The organism is Yeosuana aromativorans (assembly GCF_014646655.1).
Lineage (GTDB): Bacteria > Bacteroidota > Bacteroidia > Flavobacteriales > Flavobacteriaceae > Yeosuana > Yeosuana aromativorans.
This window is the reverse complement of sequence record NZ_BMNR01000002.1, coordinates 213,942-238,902: the sequence shown is the minus strand read 5'-3', so window position 1 is coordinate 238,902 and position 24,961 is coordinate 213,942. Positions and strand designations below refer to the sequence as shown.

Here is a 24,961-nt window from a genome sequence, read left to right as displayed (position 1 = left end):
ATGTTTACAAAAACCTTAATAGCTGAAGATATGCAGGATATCAACAAAGGTATCCATGCCGCTCTTTGTGAATTGGGTATTAAAGAAATCCATCAGGTGCAATATTGTGATGATGCTTACCTTAAAATTAAAAAAGCAGAGTTGGATGGAGTGCCATATGAATTGTTGATAACTGATCTTTCCTTTAAGAGAGATTGGAGAGAACAAAAGATTAGATCAGGCGAGGAGCTCATTAGAACCATTAGAAATGAATTCCCTGAAATGAAGATAATAGCTTATTCCATTGAGGACAGGATACAAAAGGTTCGATCATTAATTACAAGTTATGGAATAAACGGATATGTGTGCAAGACCAGAAGAGGTCTTGTTGAACTGACCAATGCTATTTCCAGTGTGTTTGAAAACATACCGTATTTATCTCCAGAAGTTTCTCATGCACTAAATCCAACAAATGATTTAGAAATCAATGATTATGATATTCTATTGCTTGAACAACTGTCAAAAGGACTTTCCCAGGACGATATTAGCCTGTATTTTTCAAAAAACAATATTAAGCCCAGTAGTTTGAGCTCCATTGAAAAGAGGCTAAATAAACTACGTATAGATTTTAAGGCCAATAATGCTATTCATTTGGTTGCAACAGCTAAAGATTTAGGGCTTATTTAAAGTTTGTCCACTTTACGGAAAACAGTAAAAATTTTTCACAAACTTCTTGTAATCTTGTTAAGCTATTAATTAGTTAAATCTTAGGGAGATTTATTCTGAACTCTGCATCGTTCTGGTGCAGAGTTTTTTGCTTTACGATAAGCCGTAAGGGTACTTTTTAATTTAAAAGTATGTTTGTTTGTAATTTAAATTTAAGACCCATGAAACGATCAATTTTTATACCATACATTTTTGCTGCTTTTAATTTCAGTTGTTCATCAACTAAAACACTAAAATTTTATCAAAAACCAGATGATATAGTAAAAACAGAATCTTTAAAACAATTTTTAAATAACAATAAAAGCCCAAAAGTTGTTTTAAGAATACCCCAAACAAGTTACTCAGTAACAGAAACTGATAAAAAAGACCTTCAATCTGAAAACTTTGATTATTTATATAATGCTATAGAAAACCAATTGCTTGCAAGTGGATTTATTGTTAAAGATAGACAACTTTTTAATCAAATAATCGCTAATGATGGAAATAATATTAATTATCAAAAATTAAAAGAAAAATCTGATACAGATCTGATTATTGAGTTAACAAAATTAGATTCTCAGGTATTATATCAAACTAATAAATATTATGATAAAAATAATAATGAAAAGGTTGAGAAATATGGTAACAGAAAGAAATACGGGGCATCTGTAGAGTTTAAATTAGTTTTAATTAATTCAAATGAATTTGCAGGGGTTTATAGGTTTAATTATACCCCATGTGTAGATGGTTGTGTGATTTCTAAATCTTACAAGGACATTAAGAAAGAATTAAAACTCTTCAAAAAGAATGGCACAAAACCTTATGAAGGTGTTGAAAAAGATGTTCTTGAAGATTTTATTAAAAGTGCTACTATTAAACTTGTAAAAGAAATGAGAAAATAAAAATGTTGCTTTATTAAGATTTATAATAAAATGAAAATTATATCAAGCCGAAAGAGGCTTGATTTTGGCTTTGATTTATAAAAAACGGTTTAGAGAAAACCAAACCGCTGTTTTTAAATACTTTATGTTTTGTAGCGAGAGCGGGGCACGATCCCGCGACCTCCGGGTTATGAAAATCTACAATTGAACATCAAAACAACACAAAACAATTGAAAATGAATTAGTTATGAGTTTTTAAATATCGATTAAAATCAATTAATATCGATTAAAATCAATAAATGTTGTACCTATGTTGTACCCACTTTTTTGTATATTTAGAAATAATACAAAAAGTATGGCAACAGTTCAGACAGTTTTAAGGAAAAAAGGGAATTCTCAAAATTTATACCCCATTACAATTCGGATAACTAAGGACAGAAAAACTTCATTTATTTCTACGGGTCAATATATTGCTCAAAAATTTTGGGATGACCAAAATAAGAAGGTTAAGAAGTCTCATCCTAATGCTTCAAGAATAAATCGTTTGATATTGAAAAAACTTGCTGAGGCAAATGATAAGTTATTGGATGCAGAAATCAGTGAAGATTTTATTTCAGCATCTCAGGTAAGTGAAAGTGTTAAAGGAAAGAATAAAATTGATTTTTTTAGTTTAGCAGATTTACATCTTGAAAATTTAAAGAGTGCTGAAAAACACTCGCAGTACCTAACGCAGAAGGGGAGGATTGCTAAGTTTAAAAATTTTGTTGGTAAGGATAAGCTACACTTTAAGGAAATAACAATTTTCCTATTAAAAAATTTTGAAGGTTATATTCTTAATCAAGAGAAAAGAAAACCAAGGACAGCTGTAAACTACATGATATTAATTCGTAAAATCTATAATCTTGCTATTTCTGAAGGTTTGGCAGAGCATAATAATTATCCATTTGGAAAAGGAAAGATTCAAATTCGAATTCCAGAATCAGACAAAGTAGGTTTATCCATAGAAGAGGTAAAAATGCTAGAAAACGCTAAAGATTTAACTGTTGCACAGCAGAATGCCGTTAATGTTTGGCTGATTAGTTTTTATTTTGCAGGGATAAGGGTAAGTGATGTTTTACAATTAAAAAAGTCTGACTTTAATGACGGTAGGCTATTGTATAGGATGAATAAAAATCAAAAAGTAGTCTCTTTAAAAGTGCCCGAAAAGGCCGAGACTTTACTAAAACTTTATAATGATGGGCCTAGTCTTGCCAATAATGACTTAATTTTTTCATATTTAAGAGGAACGAACTTCAATGATTCTAAGGAGTTATTAACTAGGATAAAGACAGTAACAAGAACTCTTAATAGAAGGTTAGAATTGGTGGCTAAAAAATTGAAAATTGATAAGAAGTTAAGTATGCACATAGCGCGACATAGTTTTGGAAATATTTCTGGAGATAAAATTCCAATTCAAATGTTGCAAAAGTTATATCGCCATTCATCTATTACAACTACGATTGCCTATCAGTCTAGTTTTATGAAAAAAGATACGGATGATGCTTTAGATAGGGTAATTAACTTTTAATAAGGCGGTGAAGGTTGAAATTTACTTTTTTATACTTTCAGTTCTTTAAATTTATGGAGAATTCACAGGACAAATGTACATACAAAGTATTAACAGTATGTTGTGAATTGCTTTCAGTTCTTTAAATTTATGGAGAATTCACAGGTAAATCAATGAACTCTTGAACGGCTTTTTTGTTGTGAATTGCTTTCAGTTCTTTAAATTTATGGAGAATTCACAGGTTAACGGTGAAGATAGACGTAGAGGGCTTAGTTGTGAATTGCTTTCAGTTCTTTAAATTTATGGAGAATTCACAGGGAATATAAACCAATATTAAAGACCAAACGCGTTGTGAATTGCTTTCAGTTCTTTAAATTTATGGAGAATTCACAGGACATCAGTGGCTGTTACAAATTTATTGGTGTTGTGAATTGCTTTCAGTTCTTTAAATTTATGGAGAATTCACAGGTCTTGAAGTTTACATTAAATAATTAAGATAGTTGTGAATTGCTTTCAGTTCTTTAAATTTATGGAGAATTCACAGGGCCACATGTTTTTAATGACGATTACACCAGGTTGTGAATTGCTTTCAGTTCTTTAAATTTATGGAGAATTCACAGGAGGCGTTGCTTTTAAGCTTTGTGGCTGTAGTTGTGAATTGCTTTCAGTTCTTTAAATTTATGGAGAATTCACAGGGAAAATCAAGATCCTTAATTGATCAAATAAGTTGTGAATTGCTTTCAGTTCTTTAAATTTATGGAGAATTCACAGGTTTGCCCATGTACCAAAATGACCAGACCCCGTTGTGAATTGCTTTCAGTTCTTTAAATTTATGGAGAATTCACAGGCAAGGCCTTGGTAAGACACTCCAGTCCATTGTTGTGAATTGCTTTCAGTTCTTTAAATTTATGGAGAATTCACAGGTATGACCCTTTTTTGAGTGACGAATGGAATGTTGTGAATTGCTTTCAGTTCTTTAAATTTATGGAGAATTCACAGGAATCAAATCGTAACAAATCAGTTGTGAATTGCTTTCAGTTCTTTAAATTTATGGAGAATTCACAGGTAAATAAAGATGGTGATTTGGTCATGTTTAGTTGTGAATTGCTTTCAGTTCTTTAAATTTATGGAGAATTCACAGGTTAATGGTAGTTTTGATATTTTTATACTTAGTTGTGAATTGCTTTCAGTTCTTTAAATTTATGGAGAATTCACAGGTATCCGTCCAATGCTATAGGGTACCTCAATTTGTTGTGAATTGCTTTCAGTTCTTTAAATTTATGGAGAATTCACAGGGTAAAGGTATTTTTGATAATAAAACCCTAGTTGTGAATTGCTTTCAGTTCTTTAAATTTATGGAGAATTCACAGGTTGATTTACCACGTTTGGAAAGTTGCACATGTTGTGAATTGCTTTCAGTTCTTTAAATTTATGGAGAATTCACAGGATATGCTTGAATCAGAAAAAAGTAAGCTAGGTTGTGAATTGCTTTCAGTTCTTTAAATTTATGGAGAATTCACAAGTGAAAGAAGTGGTCAATGCTTTAAATTCATGTTGTGAATTGCTTTCAGTTCTTTAAATTTATGGAGAATTCACAGGAGATTGTAAAAAAGGCAAATTGCCAAGCCTGTTGTGAATTGCTTTCAGTTCTTTAAATTTATGGAGAATTCACAGGCGAAATCACAAGAAAGGCACAATGCCACAGGTTGTGAATTGCTTTCAGTTCTTTAAATTTATGGAGAATTCACAGGCTGCGGCTGACTTTACAAGTCCATCAGCAGGTTGTGAATTGCTTTCAGTTCTTTAAATTTATGGAGAATTCACAGGTTTGCTAGAAGCCTTGATTTTTGAGGAACAGTTGTGAATTGCTTTCAGTTCTTTAAATTTATGGAGAATTCACAGGAAGTGCTGGTATCTATATATGGAAACGATTGTTGTGAATTGCTTTCAGTTCTTTAAATTTATGGAGAATTCACAGGTCATCAGCCGTAAGGCTCTGTATTTTATCAGTTGTGAATTGCTTTCAGTTCTTTAAATTTATGGAGAATTCACAGGAGAAGTATCAGACATAGTTGATACCAAGTTGTTGTGAATTGCTTTCAGTTCTTTAAATTTATGGAGAATTCACAGGAAAAAAGTAGAGGAGATCGTTAAGGCACAAGTTGTGAATTGCTTTCAGTTCTTTAAATTTATGGAGAATTCACAGGGATGGTGATGTATTGCCTGAACTTAATACTGTTGTGAATTGCTTTCAGTTCTTTAAATTTATGGAGAATTCACAGGGTGTTTCAAAAGGTGTCAATATTTTAATTGTTGTGAATTGCTTTCAGTTCTTTAAATTTATGGAGAATTCACAGGAGTCCTTGACTGTTTAAGCACATCTAAGGTGTTGTGAATTGCTTTCAGTTCTTTAAATTTATGGAGAATTCACAGGGAAGGCAAGTTCTCTAAAAACTCATCTATAGTTGTGAATTGCTTTCAGTTCTTTAAATTTATGGAGAATTCACAGGCGTGGGCATAATACCAAACGTCTATCACTAGTTGTGAATTGCTTTCAGTTCTTTAAATTTATGGAGAATTCACAGGAAAAGCAGACCAAGGCCTACATGGTCTATAGTTGTGAATTGCTTTCAGTTCTTTAAATTTATGGAGAATTCACAGGTCTGTTGGTGATGTAGATGATAGCCCTGTTGTTGTGAATTGCTTTCAGTTCTTTAAATTTATGGAGAATTCACAGGGGAACTACACTTTTTAAAGGATGCTATTTTGTTGTGAATTGCTTTCAGTTCTTTAAATTTATGGAGAATTCACAGGCACCTTGTTGATAAGCACTTTTAGGCATAAGTTGTGAATTGCTTTCAGTTCTTTAAATTTATGGAGAATTCACAGGCAATAAGTAGTAAAGTAGAAAGATTATGCAGTTGTGAATTGCTTTCAGTTCTTTAAATTTATGGAGAATTCACAGGATATAGAATTTTTAAACTATATGATATCATGTTGTGAATTGCTTTCAGTTCTTTAAATTTATGGAGAATTCACAGGTTTGGTTGAAGTGTGCCATATTCGGCAAAAGTTGTGAATTGCTTTCAGTTCTTTAAATTTATGGAGAATTCACAGGCTTCATTTTTATGTTGCTCTTTCCACTGTAGTTGTGAATTGCTTTCAGTTCTTTAAATTTATGGAGAATTCACAGGTCAGCATGGGAAACACCTTCTGCATTTGTTGTTGTGAATTGCTTTCAGTTCTTTAAATTTATGGAGAATTCACAGGAGTAACCGTAGACGCGGACGTTGAGTTCAAGTTGTGAATTGCTTTCAGTTCTTTAAATTTATGGAGAATTCACAGGCGGCTATTAAAACAATGGTAGGGCTTGACGGTTGTGAATTGCTTTCAGTTCTTTAAATTTATGGAGAATTCACAGGATACTTGTTGTAAAAGACTGGTATCCTGTTTTTTAAAAAATCTGTTAGAATGCACTAAATCCATTAACCTTTGGATTTTCTAATTTACTTACCTTGATTTTTTAAATGCAATTGCTTTATGTGATGCTGAAATAAATTCAGCATCACGAAATTCTAAAAAAGCTCCAATTGTTGGCTTGGTGTTTCGGGATCTATCTCTTTTTGTCCATGAAAAAGTTCAATCATTCCAAATTGCCTATCTGTAATCTGCAAAATACCTATTTTCCCTTTTTTGGGCAAAGTTCTTTTTGTACGCTTTACATGCACATCGGTGTTTTCCCTACTGGCGCAAAACCGCATATAGATACTAAACTGAAACATGGCAAAGCCATCGTCCAGTAAGTTTTTACGAAACTTTGTAGCTACTTTTCTTTCGGTAGCGGTTTCAGTTGGCAAATCAAAAAACACAAGTATCCACATACTTCTGTATTGGTTTAAGCGAGAAAAACGATTTTCGTTCATATCTTCTTCCCATTTATGGAAAGCCTGGGTATAAAATTTTACGCCTGCTTCCTTCAAAACAGTCATATAAACTGGCTGTTGTGCGGCTCATTGCGTTCATGAGCGGACTTAGCTTATCATCCAATAATACATCCATTGCCGGAATGGTCAACAATACAGACTTTAGGTTGGTGGTCATTTCTTCGACAGATCCCAAGTTATCTTCTACCATATCATACACTACGGCATCTACAAAAGGCCTGTAAGGTTCCATCACATCATCGGCCAAACAAAAGGCATTGTATTTATTGCTATGGAAAATCCCAACAGATGGCAACAGCCCACTGCTTACCAATGCCCTGGCTGCAACAGCACGCAAAATGGCATAGCCGTAATTTAACAAGTTGTTAGGTGGTATACCTTTTTGGTTACGACTGAATTCTGGTACTTGTTCTTTAAATAAATGCTGGAAATAATACGCTGCTGCCAAAGCTTCTTCATTATTAAAATCGCCACTTTTCACGTCTTTGGCATATCGTTTTAAACGCAAGGCATTTTTACCTCTTTGTAAAAAATGGGTGGCCTGATTGTCTATTTTGGCCGTTACTGTTTGTTGCCACAATTGCTTTTTTAAAGGCACACTGGCATTAAGTTGATGGCGTATGCGTTCACTCTGTTCGCTATGCCCTACCAGTGGTTGCAAAAACCCGTTGGGCAAATGTTGTCTATCGCAGGTAATCACCGCTGTTTTGTTTTGCACCAGTTTCATCAACAAGCCATTGGTAATGGTAATCTGGGGGTCTTCCAACACCACATAACCCAAATCTTCAATAGCAATGGTTTTTTCTCCTTTATCTTCCTCCGGAAAATTAACTACGAGTTGCTCATTTCGAGTACTTAAATAGGCTGGACTACCAAAGAAAAGAGTGCGTTTTATCATATTGTCCTCTTTTTAATATTCCCCAACACTTACAATATCACCAAGGTGGTTAAGGCGAACTTTTAAAATTCCATTAATCCCAGACAAACCTTCACGCTTCCAAGCAACATTTTTTGTATTCGAATTATTTTCGACATCAGTTTCTAAATGATGTCGAAAGAAATAATCCTTAATTGTGAACTTTTGCACCCGAAACAAATTTGGGCTTATTTGCTTTTTATTTTTCGGATCAAGTAAATCAATATCCTTAATATCAAATCCTACCTCCTCATTTGGGAATATGAAATATTCGTTTTGCTTCATGGAAAACAAAAATTCCCACCCTAAATGTTTATTAAAAGTTTTGTCTATAATTGGCAATTCTTGATTTATGCGTTCTACTGCTTCATAGAATGAAACTACATTTTCTTGTAGGTTTCCTTTTTCATCTCTATAAATTGCTACGTGGTGGTTATTCCCTGTACTTACATAATCCACAGGGATTTTGTGTCTTTCATTATCAAAAATAAAATTACCGAGATGGTCTTTTTTGTAATGCAAAGGTTCGGCATTTTTCACTCCCGAAATGGTAACTCGCTTAATGGAAATTCCATTTTCTTCGTTGAGCCAAATGGGGTTTTTATCTAAATCGGAGAAGGCTTTTTTAGGGTCGTTACCAAAGTCTTTTAAACGTTTTTTCAAAATCCTTTTTACGCCCTCGTCCAATATTTTTTCAATTGTTTTTAAATCTTTGAAATTTTCGGGTGTAACATCCTTTCGGATGGAAAAATCCTCTTCCAACCAAACCAATTTTACTTTTTCAGGCAAAACTTCTGTTTTACTTTCATTCAGATATATAGGGTTTTTAGTCAAGATATTTTTCCCTCCAAAAGCTTTTTTCGGGTCATTGTTGTTTTCTTCCAATCGTTGTAACAACAATTTCTTATAAAGCGGATTGGCTACTTTTTGAATGATTTCCTTATCGAATTTTGTCCCCACTTTTTCTTCTTTACTGGTGTAATAGTGATACTTTCCGTAAACGGTTTCTTTGTGCAGCTGTCCCCTTGGCGTGAGTTCAACTTTAACCTTTTCCCCTTTTCCCCATTTGGTTTTGTTCTTGTTTTTGGTAACTACTTTATTTTTCGCTTTATGCGAAACAAATACGTTTTCCAAATGCTCTTTGGCTATTTGGCGGAAATTTGGCAATGGTTTTTTAAACAATCTTTTTTTACTGCCATTACTATTTTCCACCAATTCGGTTTCTTTTTTTTCAATGGCAATTATGTTTCCGTGCAGTTTGTGGTTTTCGTCCTTTCTGGCATTCAAATAGTTTAGGTATTGAATGTGATTATGTTTGGTAAAAGCGACCGTAAGCGCATCCATAGCGTGGTGACGATGGTCGTTTCGTTTAGTCCAATCGGTAATTACTTCTACTTGCTTGCCAAACTTACGTTCTTGTATTTCTGTAAGCCCCAACATCCTGTATTTAGGCAAATTGAGTTCTTTCATAACGTTGATTAAATCCCAATCTTCACGCAAACGGTCCGTAATACTTCCAGAAGTGGAAACAACCGAAGGTGTAATTTCAAACAACATACTTTTTGCTTTTTTGGCAATGTACTGACTATCCCGCAAATCTCTTTCGGCAAAACCTTCACCTATTTCGCTTTCCCGTTTTTGCAACTTTTGGAATTTGGCTTTGCTGATACCTTCTTCTTGTTTGTCTTTACCCCAACTTTTGTTCAGCACAGTAATTCTGTTTAAGTATTCTTCAAGTTTTTCGCTTCCATATTCGCTTTCAATATAATCTATGGCAGTTCTATTGCCCTTTTTTAAATTTTCCTCTCTGTAACAAATTGTTTTATTGGAAAAACTGTCATCAAAGGCTTTGGATTGCGGAATGATATGCTCAATATCAATTTCTTTGGTAAACAATTTTCCTCTCGGGATATACTTGTTCGTATATAAATCTTTGTAACCGTTGTTTTTCAGTTCTTCGTAAAGTTTATAGCGAATAATGTCGTTTCTGGTTGGATTGGCAACGCCATATTCGTTTTGCAAGAGTTTTACGATTTTCTCGTGCCGTGTTTTGGCTGTGTTGATATTGGTGGTCATTTCAGCACGTTCTTTGGCATTTTTCTTTAACTCACGAGCAAGTTCAATGCGGATTTCATCAAATTTGAAGTTCGGGTCTTTTGTTCTTTCGGTATCAATGAGCGTGTTTACCACATTCACCATTTGGTTCAGGATTTTCTCCACCACCGGATTGCGCAAACTGTTCTTTTTGAGCAATGCCAAGTGGGGTTTTAAATCCCGGTATTTGAGTTCATCTTTGGAAAGTGAATGTTTGGAATGACGATAACCCGCCAATTCGCTGGCATCAGAATATTTATGTTCTTTAATGAACGGGTAAATTTTGCGTATTGCTTTAGTGGAAAGATTTCCGTAGTCATCTTGAAAAGCAACATTTACCAAAACCTTAGAGTGTTCGGGCTTGAAACCAAATTTGGTACACAACTGTTTTTTTAGACCAATGTTGTCGTTTCCATAGATTAAGATATCATCTTCATTGAATTTTTTGCTGTCGTCTTCAACAGAATACAACAAATGCCACAGTTGATAAGCGGCTTGTTTTTCAAAGGCTTTTCCATCCAAATCCGCATCAAAATCCAATATTTCGATATTGATTTCCAAAGTCTCGAAAATCTGTTTTACCATCTCTTTGATTTCTGAAGCGGGAACGTTCAAGTCGTCCAATTCTACTTCATCTTTAGTGGATTTTGCTTTCAGCAAGTCTTTTACATCATAGCCTTCTATTTCCAAAATTTTAAAATAGGCTTCATATAAGGCTTTATTGGTATGGTTGCCTTCCAACTGCGAATAGTTGATTTCCCATTCTGTGGGTTTATGACCGAGCAGTTTTATGATGTCATTGGCCTTTAGTTTGCCTTTTAGATTGAGTTCTTCAAAAAGGAGTTCTTTGGTTTCAAGGTCAAATTCAAAAATCTCTTCTTCGCCTTCAAAAAGTGTGGTTTGGCTATTGTTTTTAACGATTCGTTTTCGGCTTCCTTTTTTTCGTACCAAAACATTGTTCAGGTTCTGCCAAATCTTAAACTCCTGAAACAAAGGCGAAGATTTTGGCGCAACTCTACGACCTATGGTTTTCTTTTTGCCGTCAATAAGTTTTTCTTCGCTTTCAAACTCGCAAAAACTGATGAGTCCTTTTTGTGACTTTAGTTTTCGTTGGTAGAAAATAACAATATCCCGGATTTCTTCTTTCAGTTCTTCCGTCAATTCAGAATGAAATCTGGCTTGCGTTTCCCATATCGCTTCAAACTCGTCCAAATAATCCTGACGGTAAAACACTTGGTTTTTTAAGCGTGTATGTGAATTTTGTTGTAATTGCTTGTATAGATATTGCCCAACGGTTTCTTTGTTGAAATAGAGTTCCTTGCTTCTGTCGGAAATAGCTCCGAGATAACCACTTGATTTATTTAAATCGTTGTTGATTTCAGTTAATACAAAAGCGACTTCTTCCTTTGGCAGTTGCTTAGAAATAGCATCACTTCTCCATTTATAAGCTTGTAATTTCTTTTGCTGCCTTTTGTTGAATTTAATTGTTTTTTCAGTTTTTAGGCTATCTTCCAAATCTTTTATTTCGGCAACATTGAATTTGCACGTTATCCAAAACAAGGCAGAAGTTGCCCGCTGTCCTTTGCCTTGCAATTCTTTGTAAAATTCATCAGTAAAAATTTCAGAATAAAATTGCTTTTGAAAGTTCCAAACCGTATCAAATTCAGCTTGTAAATCGGAACGGTAAAAATCAGGAAGCATTGTTTTTCCTTTTTGCAAAAACTGAAAAGCCAATTGACCGGGCGTTATGTTTTCTTCATACAAACGCTTTGCAATTCCCATTCCATCAACAGCTTGTCCATCTTCCTCGTTTTTTGTTTTTCGGCTGCTCTTGTAACCTCGTTTTTTATTAATCGCCAAAAGTACACGAGTCAATTCGTGTTTTTCTATTTTTTCGTTCACAGCTTTTGTTCGCAAATGCCATGTTTCAAAAGTTGTGTTTTTTCCATTTTCCGTTAAAATAATATCATCAGAAATTAAATTAGATTTTTTTAAAACCTCAATCAAGTTTTCTCTGCGCTGTTTGTAACGGTCAAGATTGCGTCTTGCTCCGCGTTTTAATGTTCTATCTGCATTGGTGGTTAATGGTTTCCCTTTTTCAAAATTGGTCTGTTCATCTGTAGTTAATGGATTAACCCGAACACCAATCTTTTCAATAGATGAGAGTTCTTTTTCATTTTCACCCTCTTTAATATATGCAAAACCAATACTGGTTGTTCCCAAATCCAGTCCTAAAATTCGTTTCATTTCCTTTATTTATTAAATAATTTAAAAATCAAAAATTACAAACAACTGCCAAAAGATATTTACGGAAACCCGTATTTCAACTTTAAGTTATTTTATTATATTTGTATCACTGAAAGCAATTCACAATAAGGATTATTCCGTTGTGAAAACATTTAGCGCCTCGACTATCTTCGGGGCTTTTTTATGTGTACTTCCATATGAATCAATTTGAAACCTATACTTTCATTAAAATCAATTGATTTTAAATATATTCTTTTATTTTTAAATAAGAAAAATCTTCCAAAAATATTTGACAGATAGACGTTCAGGCACAATTGTTTTTTACCCAAAAGAGACATTTTGTCAACCAATATTCAACCAATATCGAGTTCCTTTCAATGCACCTGTTTTCATTAGCGCTTTCTTATCTACCAAATCCTTTAAGTCACGGGTGGCTGTTGATGCTGATGTCTTTGCAATTCTTATGTAGTTTTCAGCACTTAAACCTCCTACAAAACCTTGGGGTCCCGCTGCGAATAATCTATTTACAACTTTTAATTGTCGCTCATTTATTTGGTTTGCGTAACGATCTAAAAACTTTGCTTTCTCTATTATAAAATCAATTAGCGAAATGGTTTCTTCTTGTGCATTTAAAATGGTTCTTCCAAAATAGCTCAACCAGTCAGTAATATCACAGGTTTTATTATTTTTCTCCAAAGCATCGTAATAGGACTTTTTATTGGCTTCAATGGTTTTAGATAAAGAAATTAAGGCAGCTTGACCAATACTAAGCGATATGGACTTTTCAGCCAATGCACGAGAAATCCGTCCATTGCCATCTTCAAAGGGATGTATGCTTACAAAATAAAGATGCGTGATACCTGCTTTTGCCATGGGCAATAATGTAGTCTCTTGTAAATGACAACTATTAAACCAAGTTATAAATTGTTCCATTTCATTTTGCATGGCACGAGATGGAGGTGCTTCAAAATGAACGGAAGGTTTATCTAACCGTCCAGAAACTACCTGCATGGCGTCTTCATGTGTTCGATATTTACCAACATCAGTTAAGTCACGTCTACCATTGGTTAGCATCTTGTGCCAATCAAACAATTGTTCATGCGTTAAGGGTTTTTGATAATTGCGATATAAATCGACCATCATTTCAGAAATGCCATACTCTGCCGGAGCTATCTTTCTGTTATCAACATGTAATCCCAGATTTTTTTTAATGGAAGACTGGATGCTATCTCTATCTAAATACTCTCCCTCTATTTCTGATGTTTTTAAAGCTTCACTAGAAAGCATCTCAATAATAAGATGCTCTTTTTCATTATCACCAACATGCTTAAAAGCGCCCGAAACCGTGCCACTGTTTTTAGAGAATTGTATTTCCAGTGCTTTTAATTCATTTTCATTATAGGAGAAGTTTGGCCATTCTTTGGATTGCCAATTCCAAATCTTACGTTCCATGAGCTATATTTTAGAGTTTTATAGCTCAAATATAACATTTTTATGAGCTATATAGTGATTTTATTTAGCTCAAAATCATTTATTTTGGTTATTACTCTTTCGGCAGTTCAAGTTTCTTACACACTTCCTTTAACAATTCACCCGGGTCTTCATCAACAGCAAGAGCAATCAAGTAAAGTTCATTTACTTTTAATTGTGTTTTAGAATTATTTGAAAGTTCACTTAATCGTGTTTTACTAATACCTGTTTTTCGAGAAACATCTGATCTATTAATAGATTTTTTAGCAAAATAAAGTCCTAATTCAGTCATGTTTTTGTCCTGTTTTGTGTACATAAATTTAATCTTTAAGATAAATTATTCCGATATTCTAAACTTAAATTTGTTATTTTATCATAATATATGTACATTAGTTCTTATTATAAGAAATAAATATCTGATTATATAAACTTTTATAACCTTAAACTATCAAAATGATGATTCAAAAGGCTAGTACAAATGGGGAACAGGTCATAAATAGGCTCCTGGCTCTTCTTGAGGTAAAGTACATTTACAAGTCAAACATTGAATTTGAAGATTACAGCAAATCCCTTTTGATTGTTATTTTAGAAGATAATTGTACTTCATTAACCAAAGAGTTATCGTCAATGGTCGCTAAAATATTTCAGAACGAAACTGATTTTCTATATCGGATATTTTCCTGTGAATATGCACAGCAACAATTAAATACAGGCAATTTGTTTTTTGTAAATGGTTGTACCTGGGATAACGTCATTTACCATAATCAAGATGTAGAATTGGACAGTTTTTATGAATACCAGATATCCGAAAAAACAATTGCCAACATACAATCCGCTTTTGAAAAGGAACATGATAAAATTGAGGCATTTTTAGACGGCGCTACATTTTTTATCGAAAAAAACAATCTGTCCCATGCGGCGTACATGTTGCACCAATATATTGAACTGTGGTTTCGGTATGCAGCTCTTCTTATTATGGGCAAGGAACGCAAAAGCCATAGCATAAAGGAGCTTCAAATGTATATAACAGCATTTTCACCAGTACTTAGTAATCTTTTTAGCAGTGAAGTAGAGGAGGAGCAAAGTCTTTTAAAAATTTTGGATGATGCGTATATAACTACCCGCTATGATAACAACTACCATATTAATTTGGAACAAATCCATAAAATATTAGAGAAGGCTAATGAGATTGCATCTATTATTACCGCTTTATCTAAAGCTAAAATAGAGGCTTGCAAAATGCCATCAGTTCAACCAAGGGAAATAAGTACCTCTAATACTGAATCTAATTCCACAAATGACAAAGAGATATTTAAATTCATTAAATCGCTATCAAAAAAGGATTTTTCGGCTTTAAAACCATATCCCTATAAAGAAGGATATTATACGATTGGATTAGTTGCCGAAGGCTATTTGGATCTTTCATTTATGATTTCAAATCTGTTGAAGGTCTGTATACTTGCCATGGAAGTAGAATACTTTCCAACCCGCTCTATCCCTGAACCGGAACATAATATTAGGGAAGTTTTGGGATACATCTTGGATATGATACCCCATAACGAAATGGAGCTATTGGATGTCATTAGGGATTTAGCTTTAGAACCAGAAACAATAGCTGATGAAAGAAAAAAATAAACATAAAAACAGATTAAAGACAATAAAAAGACACATTAAAAACTTCCCTGGAGTAAGCATGGAACCCTATGGTAACAGGACCAGAAAGACCATCGGGTTCGAGGTTTTTGATAATGAAGACATCACCAGCAGTATTTCCGCACTCTTGGAAGTGTGTTATTTTGCACTTGATGGGAATGGCACTTTCGTTTATCCCAAGCATAGCAATAAAACCCCGATAAACAGTGTGACCAAGGTATTGGAAATGGTCATCGACCTCTTGCCACATGACCAAATGTTCTGCTTGGACAAGATCACCGAAATTATTTCCGAAGGAGAAGATAAAAAAAGTTAACACTAAAACTTCATTGGCTATGAGTGCAAAAAAGAAAGAGCTCAATAAATTAATAAAATCAGCAAAGTGTCGATTAGTAACCTTGAACCCCTCAAATGTACAGAAGGATAAATTTAGAGCCTCATTTTTACAGTTCGATGGTTACCTGGATTTATTTATAACCATTGAATCCTTGATAAACGTTTGTATCATGGCAAGTCATATTGATTCCTCTAACGTAACAGATGATAATGGTATTGATATTAGAAAAACGTTGGAATTGGCAAATAAACTATTGCCGTTTGATGAAGGTGAGTTTTTGGATGATGTAAATGCTATATTGAAGCAGATGTATTAAGAAAGTGATATATCATTATCTTTTATTCGTTTATTGTCCTCCGTAACACATTTCCTTATACCATATGTTTTATATAAAATCTTTATAAAGCTTTCATTAATTTTACAAAAAAATCAAATTGGGAGTTTTAACAAGAAGAAGCATTAGCATTGCCAAGCAATACCTTATAAGTGTTTTATTGATTGTTTTGGCATCATTGATATCATACTCTTTCAAAGAGTTCATTGGATATCGAGTGGTGGCATTGGTGTTGCTTTTGGTCGTATCTATATCAGCTATATTATTTGATATTCTGCCTGTACTAATAGCTGCACTTTTAAGTGCCATCATATTAAATTTCTTTTTTATCCCACCTACATTCACACTTCATATAGACACGGCAGAGGATGTTCTTATGTTTAGCATGTATTTTGTGGTAGCCATTATCAATGCCGTTCTAACTTTTAAGATAAGGCAGTATGAACGCAAAAAACAAAATGAATTGGAAAGCAATAAAACCATACAGCTTTACAATACTATTTTAAATTCATTGTCCCACGAATTGAGAACACCCATAGCCGCAATTATTGGTGCCATAGATACCATTACAGATAATGAAACCAAACTATCAAAAGAAAACAAGTCAGAGCTTTATAAGGAAATAGAGGTAGCATCAAACCGTTTGAACCGTCAAGTTGAAAATCTATTGAGCATGAGCCGTTTAGAGGCAGGTACAATCAAGATAACCTATGATTGGTTTGACATCAACGAACTTGTCTTCAACTGTATTAAAGAGTATGTAAAGAACCCAACGGGACATATCATAAGCTTCTCCCCGGACGAAGAACTGCCATTAATGAAAACGGACGGAGGCCTAATAGAGACCATGCTCCATAACCTCTTGCACAATGCCATACAGCATACACCGCCAGCAACAGTCATAACTATTGTGGCAACTACAGCGTCCAACCATTTGGTCTTAAAGGTATCCGATACAGGTCTTGGGTTTCCTGAAAAAGAAAAAGAGCGTTTATTCTACAAATTCTACAAACTGAACAATGCCACAACGGGAGGCACTGGACTAGGCCTATCGATTGTGAAAGGGTTCACTGAGGTATTGAATGGTTCTATTGAATTAAAGAACCTAAAACCCAAGGGAGCACAATTCAGGATAACAATCCCTGTTGAGACATCTTCCATAAAAGCCACTGACAATGAATAAAGCGCAGATACTGATCATAGATGACGAGCCCCAAATTAGAAAATTGCTACAGATCAACCTGGAAAGTAATGATTATAGAGTCGTACAGGCTTCCAACGCAAAAGAAGGGGTTGCCTTGTCGGCAAGCTATTTGCCAGATGCCATATTGTTGGATATTGGCCTTCCCGATAGAAATGGTCATGACGTTCTAAAGGGATTACGTGAATGGTACAATAAGCCAATTATCATATTGTCTGTGCAGGATAATGAAGCTGACATTATAAAAGCTCTTGATAATGGGGCAACAGATTATTTGACCAAACCGTTTAGAACGGGAGAATTGCTGGCACGACTGCGTTCAGCTATAAGAAGAAGTCAGAATATTGAATCTAATGCTGTAATTGTCTGTGACGATCTTGAAATAGATTTGGTCGCCAGGACCGTAAAAAAACTTAATCAAGTTATTAAGCTCACTTCAACAGAATATAATTTATTGGCATTATTTGCTAAAAATGAGGGTAAAGTGTTAACGCATCAATACATCTTAAAAGAAATATGGGGCTATGGGTATCAAACAGAAACCCAATATTTAAGGGTTTTTGTAGGAACATTAAGAAAAAAGATTGAAGACAATCCAAACAATCCCAATTATATTATTACAGAAAGCGGCGTTGGTTACAGATTTCAATAATCTTTATTTAATTTTTACGTTCATCATATTTCTTTTATCTTATGTTTATGGTAATTGACTTAACTTTAACATGAAAAACCCAATAACACAACTGTTATACTATGCATCTTTTTGGCATCATAATTCTTACAGGGATAATCATACTTCTGGTCTATGCCTCAATTAAAGATGTGTTGAGCAGAAAAAACAATGGTCCCAAGTGATTGTATGCATTTATTTACTGTAATCCTGGTTGATGTAAAATCGATTCTCCCATAAATTATATTAAACAAGCATAATCATACAGATTCCCATTCAAGTTAAGCAATGCATCTTTGCAATTAAAATCACACTTCACTTTCTTTATAAAATCTTTATAGGTCGAAACATAACCTTTATATTCTAAACACCCCATTGGCTTTAACTTTGCAGATTGAATATTATCGGATGTTTGTTTACTGTAACAAAAACCTTAACAGTGTCAATATGAGCTTTATTATTGTTTGACCCATGCCCAGTTTTTTTATTCTTCAGCTTGATGTCAAATTCATCAATAATAGTGATTGAATTAAATAAAATTGTTTATGAAAGACTCAAAAAAAACTTTAATGGTAAATAATGACATTGTTAACGCTATCATACGGATTTGTTTTGATGCCAACGACTTTAAGCATCAAAAAACAACTCTTCAAAATGAGAATATTAAAAAAGTGATTTGCCCTGATGAAGATATTGATGAGTCAATAGACAAAATTTTAAGTTCGACTAGCAACAAAGAGCTAATTAGAAATGTGGACAATGCAGTAATTCACGTTGAAGGCCTTATTGCGTTTTATAAGGCTGTACAAATCGACATAAAGGACAAATCCAATATAATATCTGTGCTTTACAGGCTCGAATCAAAATTATGGAATCTAAAGAAAGACATCCAAAAAAATTAAAACCAAATAATTATCAAATTATTTAAAAGATAAACCAGAACCAATCAATTATGGAACAGAAAAAAAACAGGTCTTCAAAACGATTGTTTATATTGAGTCTAACCGCTATAGGAGTAGTGTTTGGTGATATTGGCACCAGCCCACTTTATGCTGTCAGGGAATGCTTTTTTGGAGAGTTTGGAGTAGATCCAACCGAACTAAACATCATGGGAGCGCTTTCCTTGATCTTTTGGGCACTGATTTTGGTCATAAGCATAAAATACCTGATTATAATCTTACGAGCGGACAATGATGGTGAGGGCGGTATCTTGGCATTGATGGAGTTGGTTATCCATAAAAAAAAGAACAAAAGACGATTTGTTATCCTTGCCATGGGACTATTTGGTGCCGCTTTGCTTTATGGTGACGGTATGATAACCCCGGCCATATCGGTTTTAAGTGCGGTTGAAGGGCTCAAAATTGTCACACCTCTTTTTGAGCCATATGTCATAATGATAACCCTCGTCATTTTGTTAGGTCTATTTCTATTTCAAAAAAGAGGCACCAAAGGTGTAGGGATCGTTTTTGGCCCATTGATACTGTTATGGTTCATAACAATAGCCCTATTGGGAGTAAACTCAATTTTAAAGACTCCTGGAATACTTTGGGCAATAAATCCTTATTACGCCTTTGAGTTTTTCAAGCTGCACCATTTTCATGGCATCTTTATTCTAGGAGCGGTTTTCTTGGTGGTCACGGGAGGAGAGGCTTTGTATGCTGACATAGGCCATTTTGGCAAGAAACCGATCCGTTTGGGGTGGTTCTCTGTTGTATTACCCTGTCTGGTAATGAACTATTTTGGCCAAGGGGCTTTAATGTTGAGAAGTCCTGAACTGGCACTGAACCCTTTCTACCATTTGGCTCCTTCTTGGGGACTGATACCTTTGGTCATAATAGCCACAATAGCATCCGTAATAGCCTCCCAAGCGGTTATAACAGGGGCGTACAGTCTTACTCTGCAAGCACTTCAACTGGGCTTTTTGCCTAGGCTTACGGTTACGCATACATCAGAAAATGAAGAAGGGCAAATATATATGCCACAGGTTAACTGGATTCTTTTTATAGGGACCATCAGCTTAGTCCTTTTGTTCAAATCCTCTGGTAATTTGGCAGCAGCCTATGGGGTAGCAGTTACAACTACCATGGTCATTACAACCCTTTTGGCATTCATTGCCATGAGGAAACTCTGGCATTGGAGATTTTCAATAGCCATAGCCATAACATTAATATTGTTGGTCATTGATTTTTCCTTCTTTTTTGCAAATATTGACAAAATACCGGATGGTGGGTGGTTCCCATTGGTCATCGCTGGTTCCATTTACCTCATTATGACCACTTGGTACAAAGGAAGAAGGATTTTAAATGTCCAGCTTACCAAAATTATGGAACCAATTGACAGCTTTATAAAAAAAATAAATGAAGAAGACATCCAAAGAGTTTCTGGAACCGCTATTTATTTTACCAGAACTTTTGACAGGGTACCAACCGCCTTGATACATAATTTAAAACATAATAAGGTCATTCATGAGCAGATTATTGTACTGTCCGTACAATTTAAATCTACCCCACGCATCCCAATGGAAAAAAGGCTCACTTTATCAAATCTTGGTGCAGGCTTTTATTCTGCACAAATAAATTATGGATTTATGGACAGGACCAATATACCCCAAGCTATAGACCTTATTAAGAATAAGGGCGTTAAGATCGAAACGTCACAGTTGTCATACTTTTTGGGAAGGGAGACACTTATCGTTAACGGCAAGATGGGAATGCCAGTATGGAGGGAAACTATTTTCGCCATTCTTTCAAGAAATGCACAACGTGCCACTCGTTATTTTAAATTACCAGCAGAAAAAGTTTTTGAAGTAGGCACCAATATCGAAATATAGTTACATATCCATATGAGATTTTAAAGAATTATTTCGGTAATACATTAAGAATAAAAAAACCTGTTAAGGACAACAGGTTTTTTTAATATTCAATTACTTTTCAACTGATCTTTTATCTCTTTTGACCATTTATTAATTAATTGAAGCTGCCCATTTAATTGAAAGTCTTTTTCGACATTGAAAAACTCTAATTTAATTTCCGGTTTACTTTTGTTGTTAGGAATTAACATTAGTTCCAATCTATCGATTAATTTAATTGTAGCACTCTTGTTTTTAATGGTTCTACTAATTTCAACTACTTTACAACTCTGTATTTCTGATAAGTAGATTAACTGTTCCCTCGGAATATCATCGTAGTCTTTCTTAAATAATAAGACATTTTTGTTTTTGTCCATTCCTATTATCAAGTTGTTACAAAGTTCATATTGGTTAATTTGACAATCTTGCTGTTTGGCAATATCCATTAGCGATTTTATTGTCTTTTCTTCTCTTTTTTTTCTGCCTCTTGATATCAGAAAAAAAGGCAGCAAACAAATTGCTGCAAGAACAACCCCTATAATTGTGGTTCCTATATCCATTTCAAATTTTTTCTAAAGTTTATAAACAAGTAATTAAGGCTCTATACGATACAAAGCCGGTAGATTCAAATCAATTGTACTTCGATTGAAGACACATCATGAAAAAAAAATTACCAGAAATAATGGAAAGGGAAAATGATATCAGTGTTCCCGTATTGTATTGGAAAATGTAATGAAAAGTAAGCATACCGTTTAATTTCCAACTTAAAGAACTGTTCGGGCCTCCTGTTCAACCCAAAGGGGGGATAAAACGAATCTTTAAAGCTTAAAGTTGGAAGGCTATCTGGAGTTTTGATCAAACTTTCCTGCTGCGGAATATTGCAAAAAAGAATGGTTGAGGCAGAGGAAAAACATCTGTTTTGTTCAGAGGTCTGATCATCTTTAAAATCATAATTTATTGGTAAATCAATGACAAAACCGCTTGCGATTAAGCAATACATGGTCGTCAAAATAATTCTACCTAAAATCTTGATTTTATTTTTCACAAATCAAATATAACCTTATTTTCAATTATTATATATGTGTTCATTTGATTGTTTTGCACATCGTTTTAAAAGCGTCATGGGACATGTTGAACAGAATGATTAGAACACCTAAATCGTAAATTCAGGAACTATTTGGAGTAATAATTATTAATGGAAGGATAGGATTTTAAAAAACTTGATTTTACAAATTTCTAAAGAAGTGGTGGTTTATTAAATACCTTTATTATTAGAACATTCATTTTTTTTATGTAAATCTGTTTGCTTACTTTTCGTTTTCTTAAAAAGTACTTTTCTTATGTTGGTTTGGGGATTATTTTTATTGGGAATACTTGTTTTTTTAGCTTTGGATTTAGGGATTTTTAACAAGAACCCCCATATAATCAGCGTTAAAGAAGCTTCTATCTGGACAAGTGTTTGGGTCTTTTTGTCTTTTTTGTTCTCGGGTGTTGTTTTTTGGCTTTACAGAAGTGGAAACATTGATAATGTAGACGTCTTGACCCCCACGGATGCCTCAGTTAAGTATATTACAGGGTATTTGATCGAATTGTCTTTAAGTATCGACAATATTTTTGTGATTGCGGTTATTTTCAGTTCGTTCAACATTCCACAGAAATATCAACATCGGATTTTGTTTTGGGGAATTTTGGGCGCTATTGTTTTTAGGGCATTAATGATATTTTTTGGTGTGGTATTGATTAAAAAATTTAGTTTCACCACCTATATATTTGGCGCTTTCCTACTATTTACTGCCTTTAAAATGCTGTTTTCAAAGGAAGAAAAATTCAATCCAAAAAAATCTTTTGTTTATAGGAATTTAAGAAAAGTTATACCCATAACAAGTCACATTGAGGGGCAAAAGTTCTTTGTGCGATTACGGCATATTACCGCCGCTACCCCATTGCTTATTGCTTTAATCGTTATTGAGTTTACGGATATCCTATTTGCACTCGATAGTGTACCGGCTATATTGGCCATAACCTCTGACCCCTTTTTAGTTTTCAGCTCCAATATTTTTGCTATTTTGGGCTTACGCTCTATGTATTTTTTTCTGGCAAACATGCTGGGTCGTTTTAGCTTTTTAAAATATAGCCTGGTTGCCATTTTATGCTTTGTTGGCATTAAATTGATTTTGGTGCACCATTATAAGTTTCCTGAGTGGGTATCTTTGGGTTTCATAGCTTTGTCTTTAGCAATTGGAATTATTATTTCTTTGAAAAAAACGGTTTTAAAAGAAAATTAATATTTGATTAGATTACTACGATTTATTCAATCAAAGTAAAAAATTAAATATCAAAAAAGTGGCAATCAATATAGTTACCACCAGAGAAATCACAAAAAACACGATTGCCCAATTAGGATAGATCTTAGCTTTGTTAATTTTATTATTAAATCGACTTTCAAAGCCCTCAATAGCTTTTATGTGAGATGCCATTTGTTTCTGGTGTTCCTCGATAATGGATTTATACACCGATACATCCATCTTGATCTTGGTGTCCTTTAATCGGTCATTGATGTTGTCCAGTTTCTCGACCCCATTCTTAAAGTCATTGATCTCATTGACCAAAAGAGCTGTCAGTTCCTCAAGTTTTGTCATGATTGTTATGTTTAATTTAATATCCTATTCCCATTCCTCTATCGACGGCCCTTTTAATGATGAACTTGGTGATCTTTAGGGCCAGGTTTGGCGTTAGGTCAACCGTTTTTCCTGCCAGTTTGATACTTACATTGTTGTCCCTTAAAATACTTCTCCCATGGATCATGGACATCTCCTTTCCGATGTTGCCCATGGACATGTTCCGATGCACCTCGCTCCCTTTCAGGTTATGGCCATCGAACCCAAACCGAAAGCCCTGCAGTTTGTTCTGTTTGTTGATCGTTGGAATGACCTTGACCCCATTGGCCTCCATCGCCTTTACATAGGCGCCAAAGGATTTGGGCTTGAACTGTCCCATGGTCAGGTCATGCCTTCGCTTGATCTCAGTCCGGATTTCCCTTAGGTTGAATTCCTTTTCAAATTGGATCTGCTTGACGGTGGTAAGTCCCATATGCTCCGCCGTTCTCTCCGCTGCCAGCTGGCTGCGCTTGCCTATAAAACTGTCTTTATAGGCCACGCCCCTAAAATCGATCCGGTTGGCATACAAATGGATGTGCTTATGCTCTTTGTCCCGGTGCACAAAGGCTATGGCCTGCCGTTCCCCAAGTTTCATTTCATGCATAAAGCGTTTGGTAATGGCATGCAGTTCATCTTTATCCAAATGCCTGCCATCTTCTATGGTTGGGCTTATCACAAATGACAGGGTGTTTTTTGTACAGTTATGGTTTTGGTCCTGGAGCATCTTGAACTCTTTGGTGATCTCTGCAGGTGAGTCGCCATGCAGAAATTCCTTGAGAACGATTTCCGAATCCTTTTCCTGGTTCCATCCATAGGACATGGAAGCTCTGGTATGCGATATGCTTTTCCCCTTGCCGATCATTGTTGGAATCTCTTTAGATGTGCTTTTATTTCATCTGCCAAGTCATGGACTGTTTGCATGAGCTTGGGGTTCCGTTTTTTGAACATGTTCCCAATGGACTTGAAATTGTTATGGTACTTGATGAGCATTTTATAAAGCTGAATATGTTCATCCGTGAAACGTTCCGTGATCTCCTGTTCAAAAAGACTGCGCCGAATGTATTCGCTCAGGGTGAGACCGCTCCGTTTGGCCTTTACCTTAAGGAGCTTCTTTTCATAGATGGAACATCTAAACTTAACGAGATCCCCTCTCCCCTTAAACACTCTTTTTTCTCTGCGACCTTCGGGAGCAGACGAGATTGTGGCCACAGCCACACATCTCGAATTCCTGCCCAGGACCATGCTCTTTTCCGAAGAATTCATTTCCAGATCCAGGTCCATGGCGTCCGAATGCTTAAGCGCATCGGCAGGAATCTTTAGTACCTGGTTCCGTTCATTGAGGGTTTCAAAATCATATTTGCTTTCTTTGTTCATGACAGATCATATCGTTTATGTCTTTATGGTTTTTATAGCTGCTGCTTCGATCTTTTACATGATTGTAATTATCCATCAGATACTTTGTTGCTTGTTGTCCAGCCT

20 protein-coding genes and 1 CRISPR repeat array are annotated in these 24,961 nt (G+C 34.8%); of the genes, 11 read left to right on the top strand and 9 right to left on the bottom strand.

What is annotated here, in order from left to right:
* The 3 genes from IEW94_RS04410 (at position 1) to IEW94_RS04400 (ending at position 3,132) form a co-directional block, all read left to right on the top strand.
* The gene (locus IEW94_RS04410; RefSeq protein WP_188650413.1) at positions 1–666 is read left to right on the top strand and encodes a response regulator transcription factor; all 666 of its coding nucleotides are present in this window, start codon (positions 1–3) and stop codon (positions 664–666) included.
* Positions 667–866: 200 nt separating this feature from the next.
* A complete protein-coding gene (locus IEW94_RS04405; protein ID WP_188650411.1) occupies positions 867–1,586 on the top strand; it encodes a hypothetical protein in 720 nt (239 codons plus the stop codon).
* 334 nt (positions 1,587–1,920) lie between these two features.
* On the top strand, positions 1,921–3,132 hold the full coding sequence (locus IEW94_RS04400) for a site-specific integrase (protein WP_188650409.1): 1,212 nt from the start codon (positions 1,921–1,923) through the stop codon (positions 3,130–3,132).
* Positions 3,133–3,155: 23 nt separating this feature from the next.
* Positions 3,156–6,533: direct repeats of the CRISPR family, unit length 46 nt; unit sequence GTTGTGAATTGCTTTCAGTTCTTTAAATTTATGGAGAATTCACAGG.
* A gap of 153 nt (positions 6,534–6,686) precedes the next feature.
* On the opposite strand, the gene cas2 is transcribed toward IEW94_RS04400, so the two are convergent.
* The 5 genes from cas2 to IEW94_RS04375 all read right to left on the bottom strand — a co-directional run bounded on the left by cas2 (position 6,687) and on the right by IEW94_RS04375 (position 14,074).
* A complete protein-coding gene (cas2, locus tag IEW94_RS04395) occupies positions 6,687–7,034 on the bottom strand; it encodes a CRISPR-associated endonuclease Cas2 (protein ID WP_188651343.1) in 348 nt (115 codons plus the stop codon).
* Between the two features lie 13 nt (positions 7,035–7,047).
* Positions 7,048–7,953, bottom strand: a complete 906-nt coding sequence (gene cas1, locus IEW94_RS04390; RefSeq protein WP_188650408.1) for a type II CRISPR-associated endonuclease Cas1 — start codon at positions 7,951–7,953, stop codon at positions 7,048–7,050.
* A gap of 12 nt (positions 7,954–7,965) precedes the next feature.
* Positions 7,966–12,312 (bottom strand): type II CRISPR RNA-guided endonuclease Cas9, encoded by a 4,347-nt coding sequence (gene cas9, locus IEW94_RS04385; RefSeq protein WP_188650406.1) that lies wholly within the window; start codon positions 12,310–12,312, stop codon positions 7,966–7,968.
* Positions 12,313–12,654: 342 nt separating this feature from the next.
* A complete protein-coding gene (locus tag IEW94_RS04380) occupies positions 12,655–13,764 on the bottom strand; it encodes a Fic family protein (RefSeq protein ID WP_188650404.1) in 1,110 nt (369 codons plus the stop codon).
* 91 nt (positions 13,765–13,855) lie between these two features.
* On the bottom strand, positions 13,856–14,074 hold the full coding sequence (locus IEW94_RS04375) for a helix-turn-helix domain-containing protein (protein ID WP_188650401.1): 219 nt from the start codon (positions 14,072–14,074) through the stop codon (positions 13,856–13,858).
* 161 nt (positions 14,075–14,235) lie between these two features.
* On the opposite strand from IEW94_RS04375, the gene IEW94_RS04370 reads away from it, so the two are divergent.
* The 7 genes from IEW94_RS04370 (at position 14,236) to IEW94_RS04340 (ending at position 20,807) form a co-directional block, all read left to right on the top strand.
* Entirely contained in the window at positions 14,236–15,417 is a 1,182-nt protein-coding gene (locus IEW94_RS04370) for a HEPN domain-containing protein (RefSeq protein WP_188650400.1), read from the top strand.
* Complete coding sequence (locus tag IEW94_RS04365) at positions 15,401–15,751, top strand: hypothetical protein (RefSeq protein ID WP_188650398.1); 351 nt, start codon at positions 15,401–15,403, stop codon at positions 15,749–15,751. The genes IEW94_RS04370 and IEW94_RS04365 overlap by 17 nt, the downstream gene beginning before the upstream one ends.
* A gap of 19 nt (positions 15,752–15,770) precedes the next feature.
* Entirely contained in the window at positions 15,771–16,088 is a 318-nt protein-coding gene (locus tag IEW94_RS04360) for a hypothetical protein (protein WP_188650396.1), read from the top strand.
* A 118-nt stretch (positions 16,089–16,206) separates the two neighbouring features.
* The gene (locus tag IEW94_RS04355; protein WP_229669446.1) at positions 16,207–17,289 is read left to right on the top strand and encodes a sensor histidine kinase; all 1,083 of its coding nucleotides are present in this window, start codon (positions 16,207–16,209) and stop codon (positions 17,287–17,289) included.
* Complete coding sequence (locus IEW94_RS04350; protein ID WP_188650394.1) at positions 17,282–17,959, top strand: response regulator; 678 nt, start codon at positions 17,282–17,284, stop codon at positions 17,957–17,959. The genes IEW94_RS04355 and IEW94_RS04350 overlap by 8 nt, the downstream gene beginning before the upstream one ends.
* A gap of 563 nt (positions 17,960–18,522) precedes the next feature.
* Positions 18,523–18,879, top strand: a complete 357-nt coding sequence (locus IEW94_RS04345) for a hypothetical protein (protein WP_188650392.1) — start codon at positions 18,523–18,525, stop codon at positions 18,877–18,879.
* A 50-nt stretch (positions 18,880–18,929) separates the two neighbouring features.
* A complete protein-coding gene (locus IEW94_RS04340; protein ID WP_188650390.1) occupies positions 18,930–20,807 on the top strand; it encodes a potassium transporter Kup in 1,878 nt (625 codons plus the stop codon).
* 89 nt (positions 20,808–20,896) lie between these two features.
* Here IEW94_RS04340 and IEW94_RS04335 read toward each other — a convergent pair whose 3' ends face one another.
* Positions 20,897–21,385 (bottom strand): hypothetical protein, encoded by a 489-nt coding sequence (locus tag IEW94_RS04335; RefSeq protein ID WP_188650389.1) that lies wholly within the window; start codon positions 21,383–21,385, stop codon positions 20,897–20,899.
* A 780-nt stretch (positions 21,386–22,165) separates the two neighbouring features.
* Here IEW94_RS04335 and IEW94_RS04330 point away from each other — a divergent pair.
* Entirely contained in the window at positions 22,166–23,110 is a 945-nt protein-coding gene (locus tag IEW94_RS04330) for a TerC family protein (RefSeq protein WP_188650387.1), read from the top strand.
* Positions 23,111–23,140: 30 nt separating this feature from the next.
* Here IEW94_RS04330 and IEW94_RS04325 read toward each other — a convergent pair whose 3' ends face one another.
* The 3 genes from IEW94_RS04325 to mbpA are packed head-to-tail and all read right to left on the bottom strand — an operon-like array spanning position 23,141 to position 24,856.
* A complete protein-coding gene (locus IEW94_RS04325) occupies positions 23,141–23,464 on the bottom strand; it encodes a DUF6730 family protein (protein ID WP_188650385.1) in 324 nt (107 codons plus the stop codon).
* 16 nt (positions 23,465–23,480) lie between these two features.
* Positions 23,481–24,302, bottom strand: a complete 822-nt coding sequence (locus IEW94_RS04320; protein ID WP_308423685.1) for a relaxase/mobilization nuclease domain-containing protein — start codon at positions 24,300–24,302, stop codon at positions 23,481–23,483.
* Positions 24,303–24,340: 38 nt separating this feature from the next.
* Entirely contained in the window at positions 24,341–24,856 is a 516-nt protein-coding gene (mbpA, locus tag IEW94_RS16885; RefSeq protein ID WP_229669445.1) for a mobilization protein MbpA, read from the bottom strand.
* Positions 24,857–24,961: the final 105 nt, after the last annotated feature.

Coding starts and splice junctions, on each gene's coding strand:
- IEW94_RS04360 (WP_188650396.1), top strand. CDS start 15,771: ATGAGTGCAAAAAAGAAAGAGCTCAATAAATTAATAAAATCAGCAAAG.
- IEW94_RS04400 (WP_188650409.1), top strand. CDS start 1,921: ATGGCAACAGTTCAGACAGTTTTAAGGAAAAAAGGGAATTCTCAAAAT.
- IEW94_RS04320 (WP_308423685.1), bottom strand. CDS start 24,302: ATGTCCTATGGATGGAACCAGGAAAAGGATTCGGAAATCGTTCTCAAG.
- cas2 (WP_188651343.1), bottom strand. CDS start 7,034: ATGAACGAAAATCGTTTTTCTCGCTTAAACCAATACAGAAGTATGTGG.
- IEW94_RS04405 (WP_188650411.1), top strand. CDS start 867: ATGAAACGATCAATTTTTATACCATACATTTTTGCTGCTTTTAATTTC.
- cas1 (WP_188650408.1), bottom strand. CDS start 7,953: ATGATAAAACGCACTCTTTTCTTTGGTAGTCCAGCCTATTTAAGTACT.
- IEW94_RS04325 (WP_188650385.1), bottom strand. CDS start 23,464: ATGACAAAACTTGAGGAACTGACAGCTCTTTTGGTCAATGAGATCAAT.
- IEW94_RS04335 (WP_188650389.1), bottom strand. CDS start 21,385: ATGGATATAGGAACCACAATTATAGGGGTTGTTCTTGCAGCAATTTGT.
- IEW94_RS04410 (WP_188650413.1), top strand. CDS start 1: ATGTTTACAAAAACCTTAATAGCTGAAGATATGCAGGATATCAACAAA.
- IEW94_RS04380 (WP_188650404.1), bottom strand. CDS start 13,764: ATGGAACGTAAGATTTGGAATTGGCAATCCAAAGAATGGCCAAACTTC.
- IEW94_RS04340 (WP_188650390.1), top strand. CDS start 18,930: ATGGAACAGAAAAAAAACAGGTCTTCAAAACGATTGTTTATATTGAGT.
- IEW94_RS04350 (WP_188650394.1), top strand. CDS start 17,282: ATGAATAAAGCGCAGATACTGATCATAGATGACGAGCCCCAAATTAGA.
- IEW94_RS04370 (WP_188650400.1), top strand. CDS start 14,236: ATGATGATTCAAAAGGCTAGTACAAATGGGGAACAGGTCATAAATAGG.
- IEW94_RS04330 (WP_188650387.1), top strand. CDS start 22,166: ATGTTGGTTTGGGGATTATTTTTATTGGGAATACTTGTTTTTTTAGCT.
- cas9 (WP_188650406.1), bottom strand. CDS start 12,312: ATGAAACGAATTTTAGGACTGGATTTGGGAACAACCAGTATTGGTTTT.
- IEW94_RS04345 (WP_188650392.1), top strand. CDS start 18,523: ATGAAAGACTCAAAAAAAACTTTAATGGTAAATAATGACATTGTTAAC.
- IEW94_RS04375 (WP_188650401.1), bottom strand. CDS start 14,074: ATGACTGAATTAGGACTTTATTTTGCTAAAAAATCTATTAATAGATCA.
- mbpA (WP_229669445.1), bottom strand. CDS start 24,856: ATGAACAAAGAAAGCAAATATGATTTTGAAACCCTCAATGAACGGAAC.
- IEW94_RS04365 (WP_188650398.1), top strand. CDS start 15,401: ATGAAAGAAAAAAATAAACATAAAAACAGATTAAAGACAATAAAAAGA.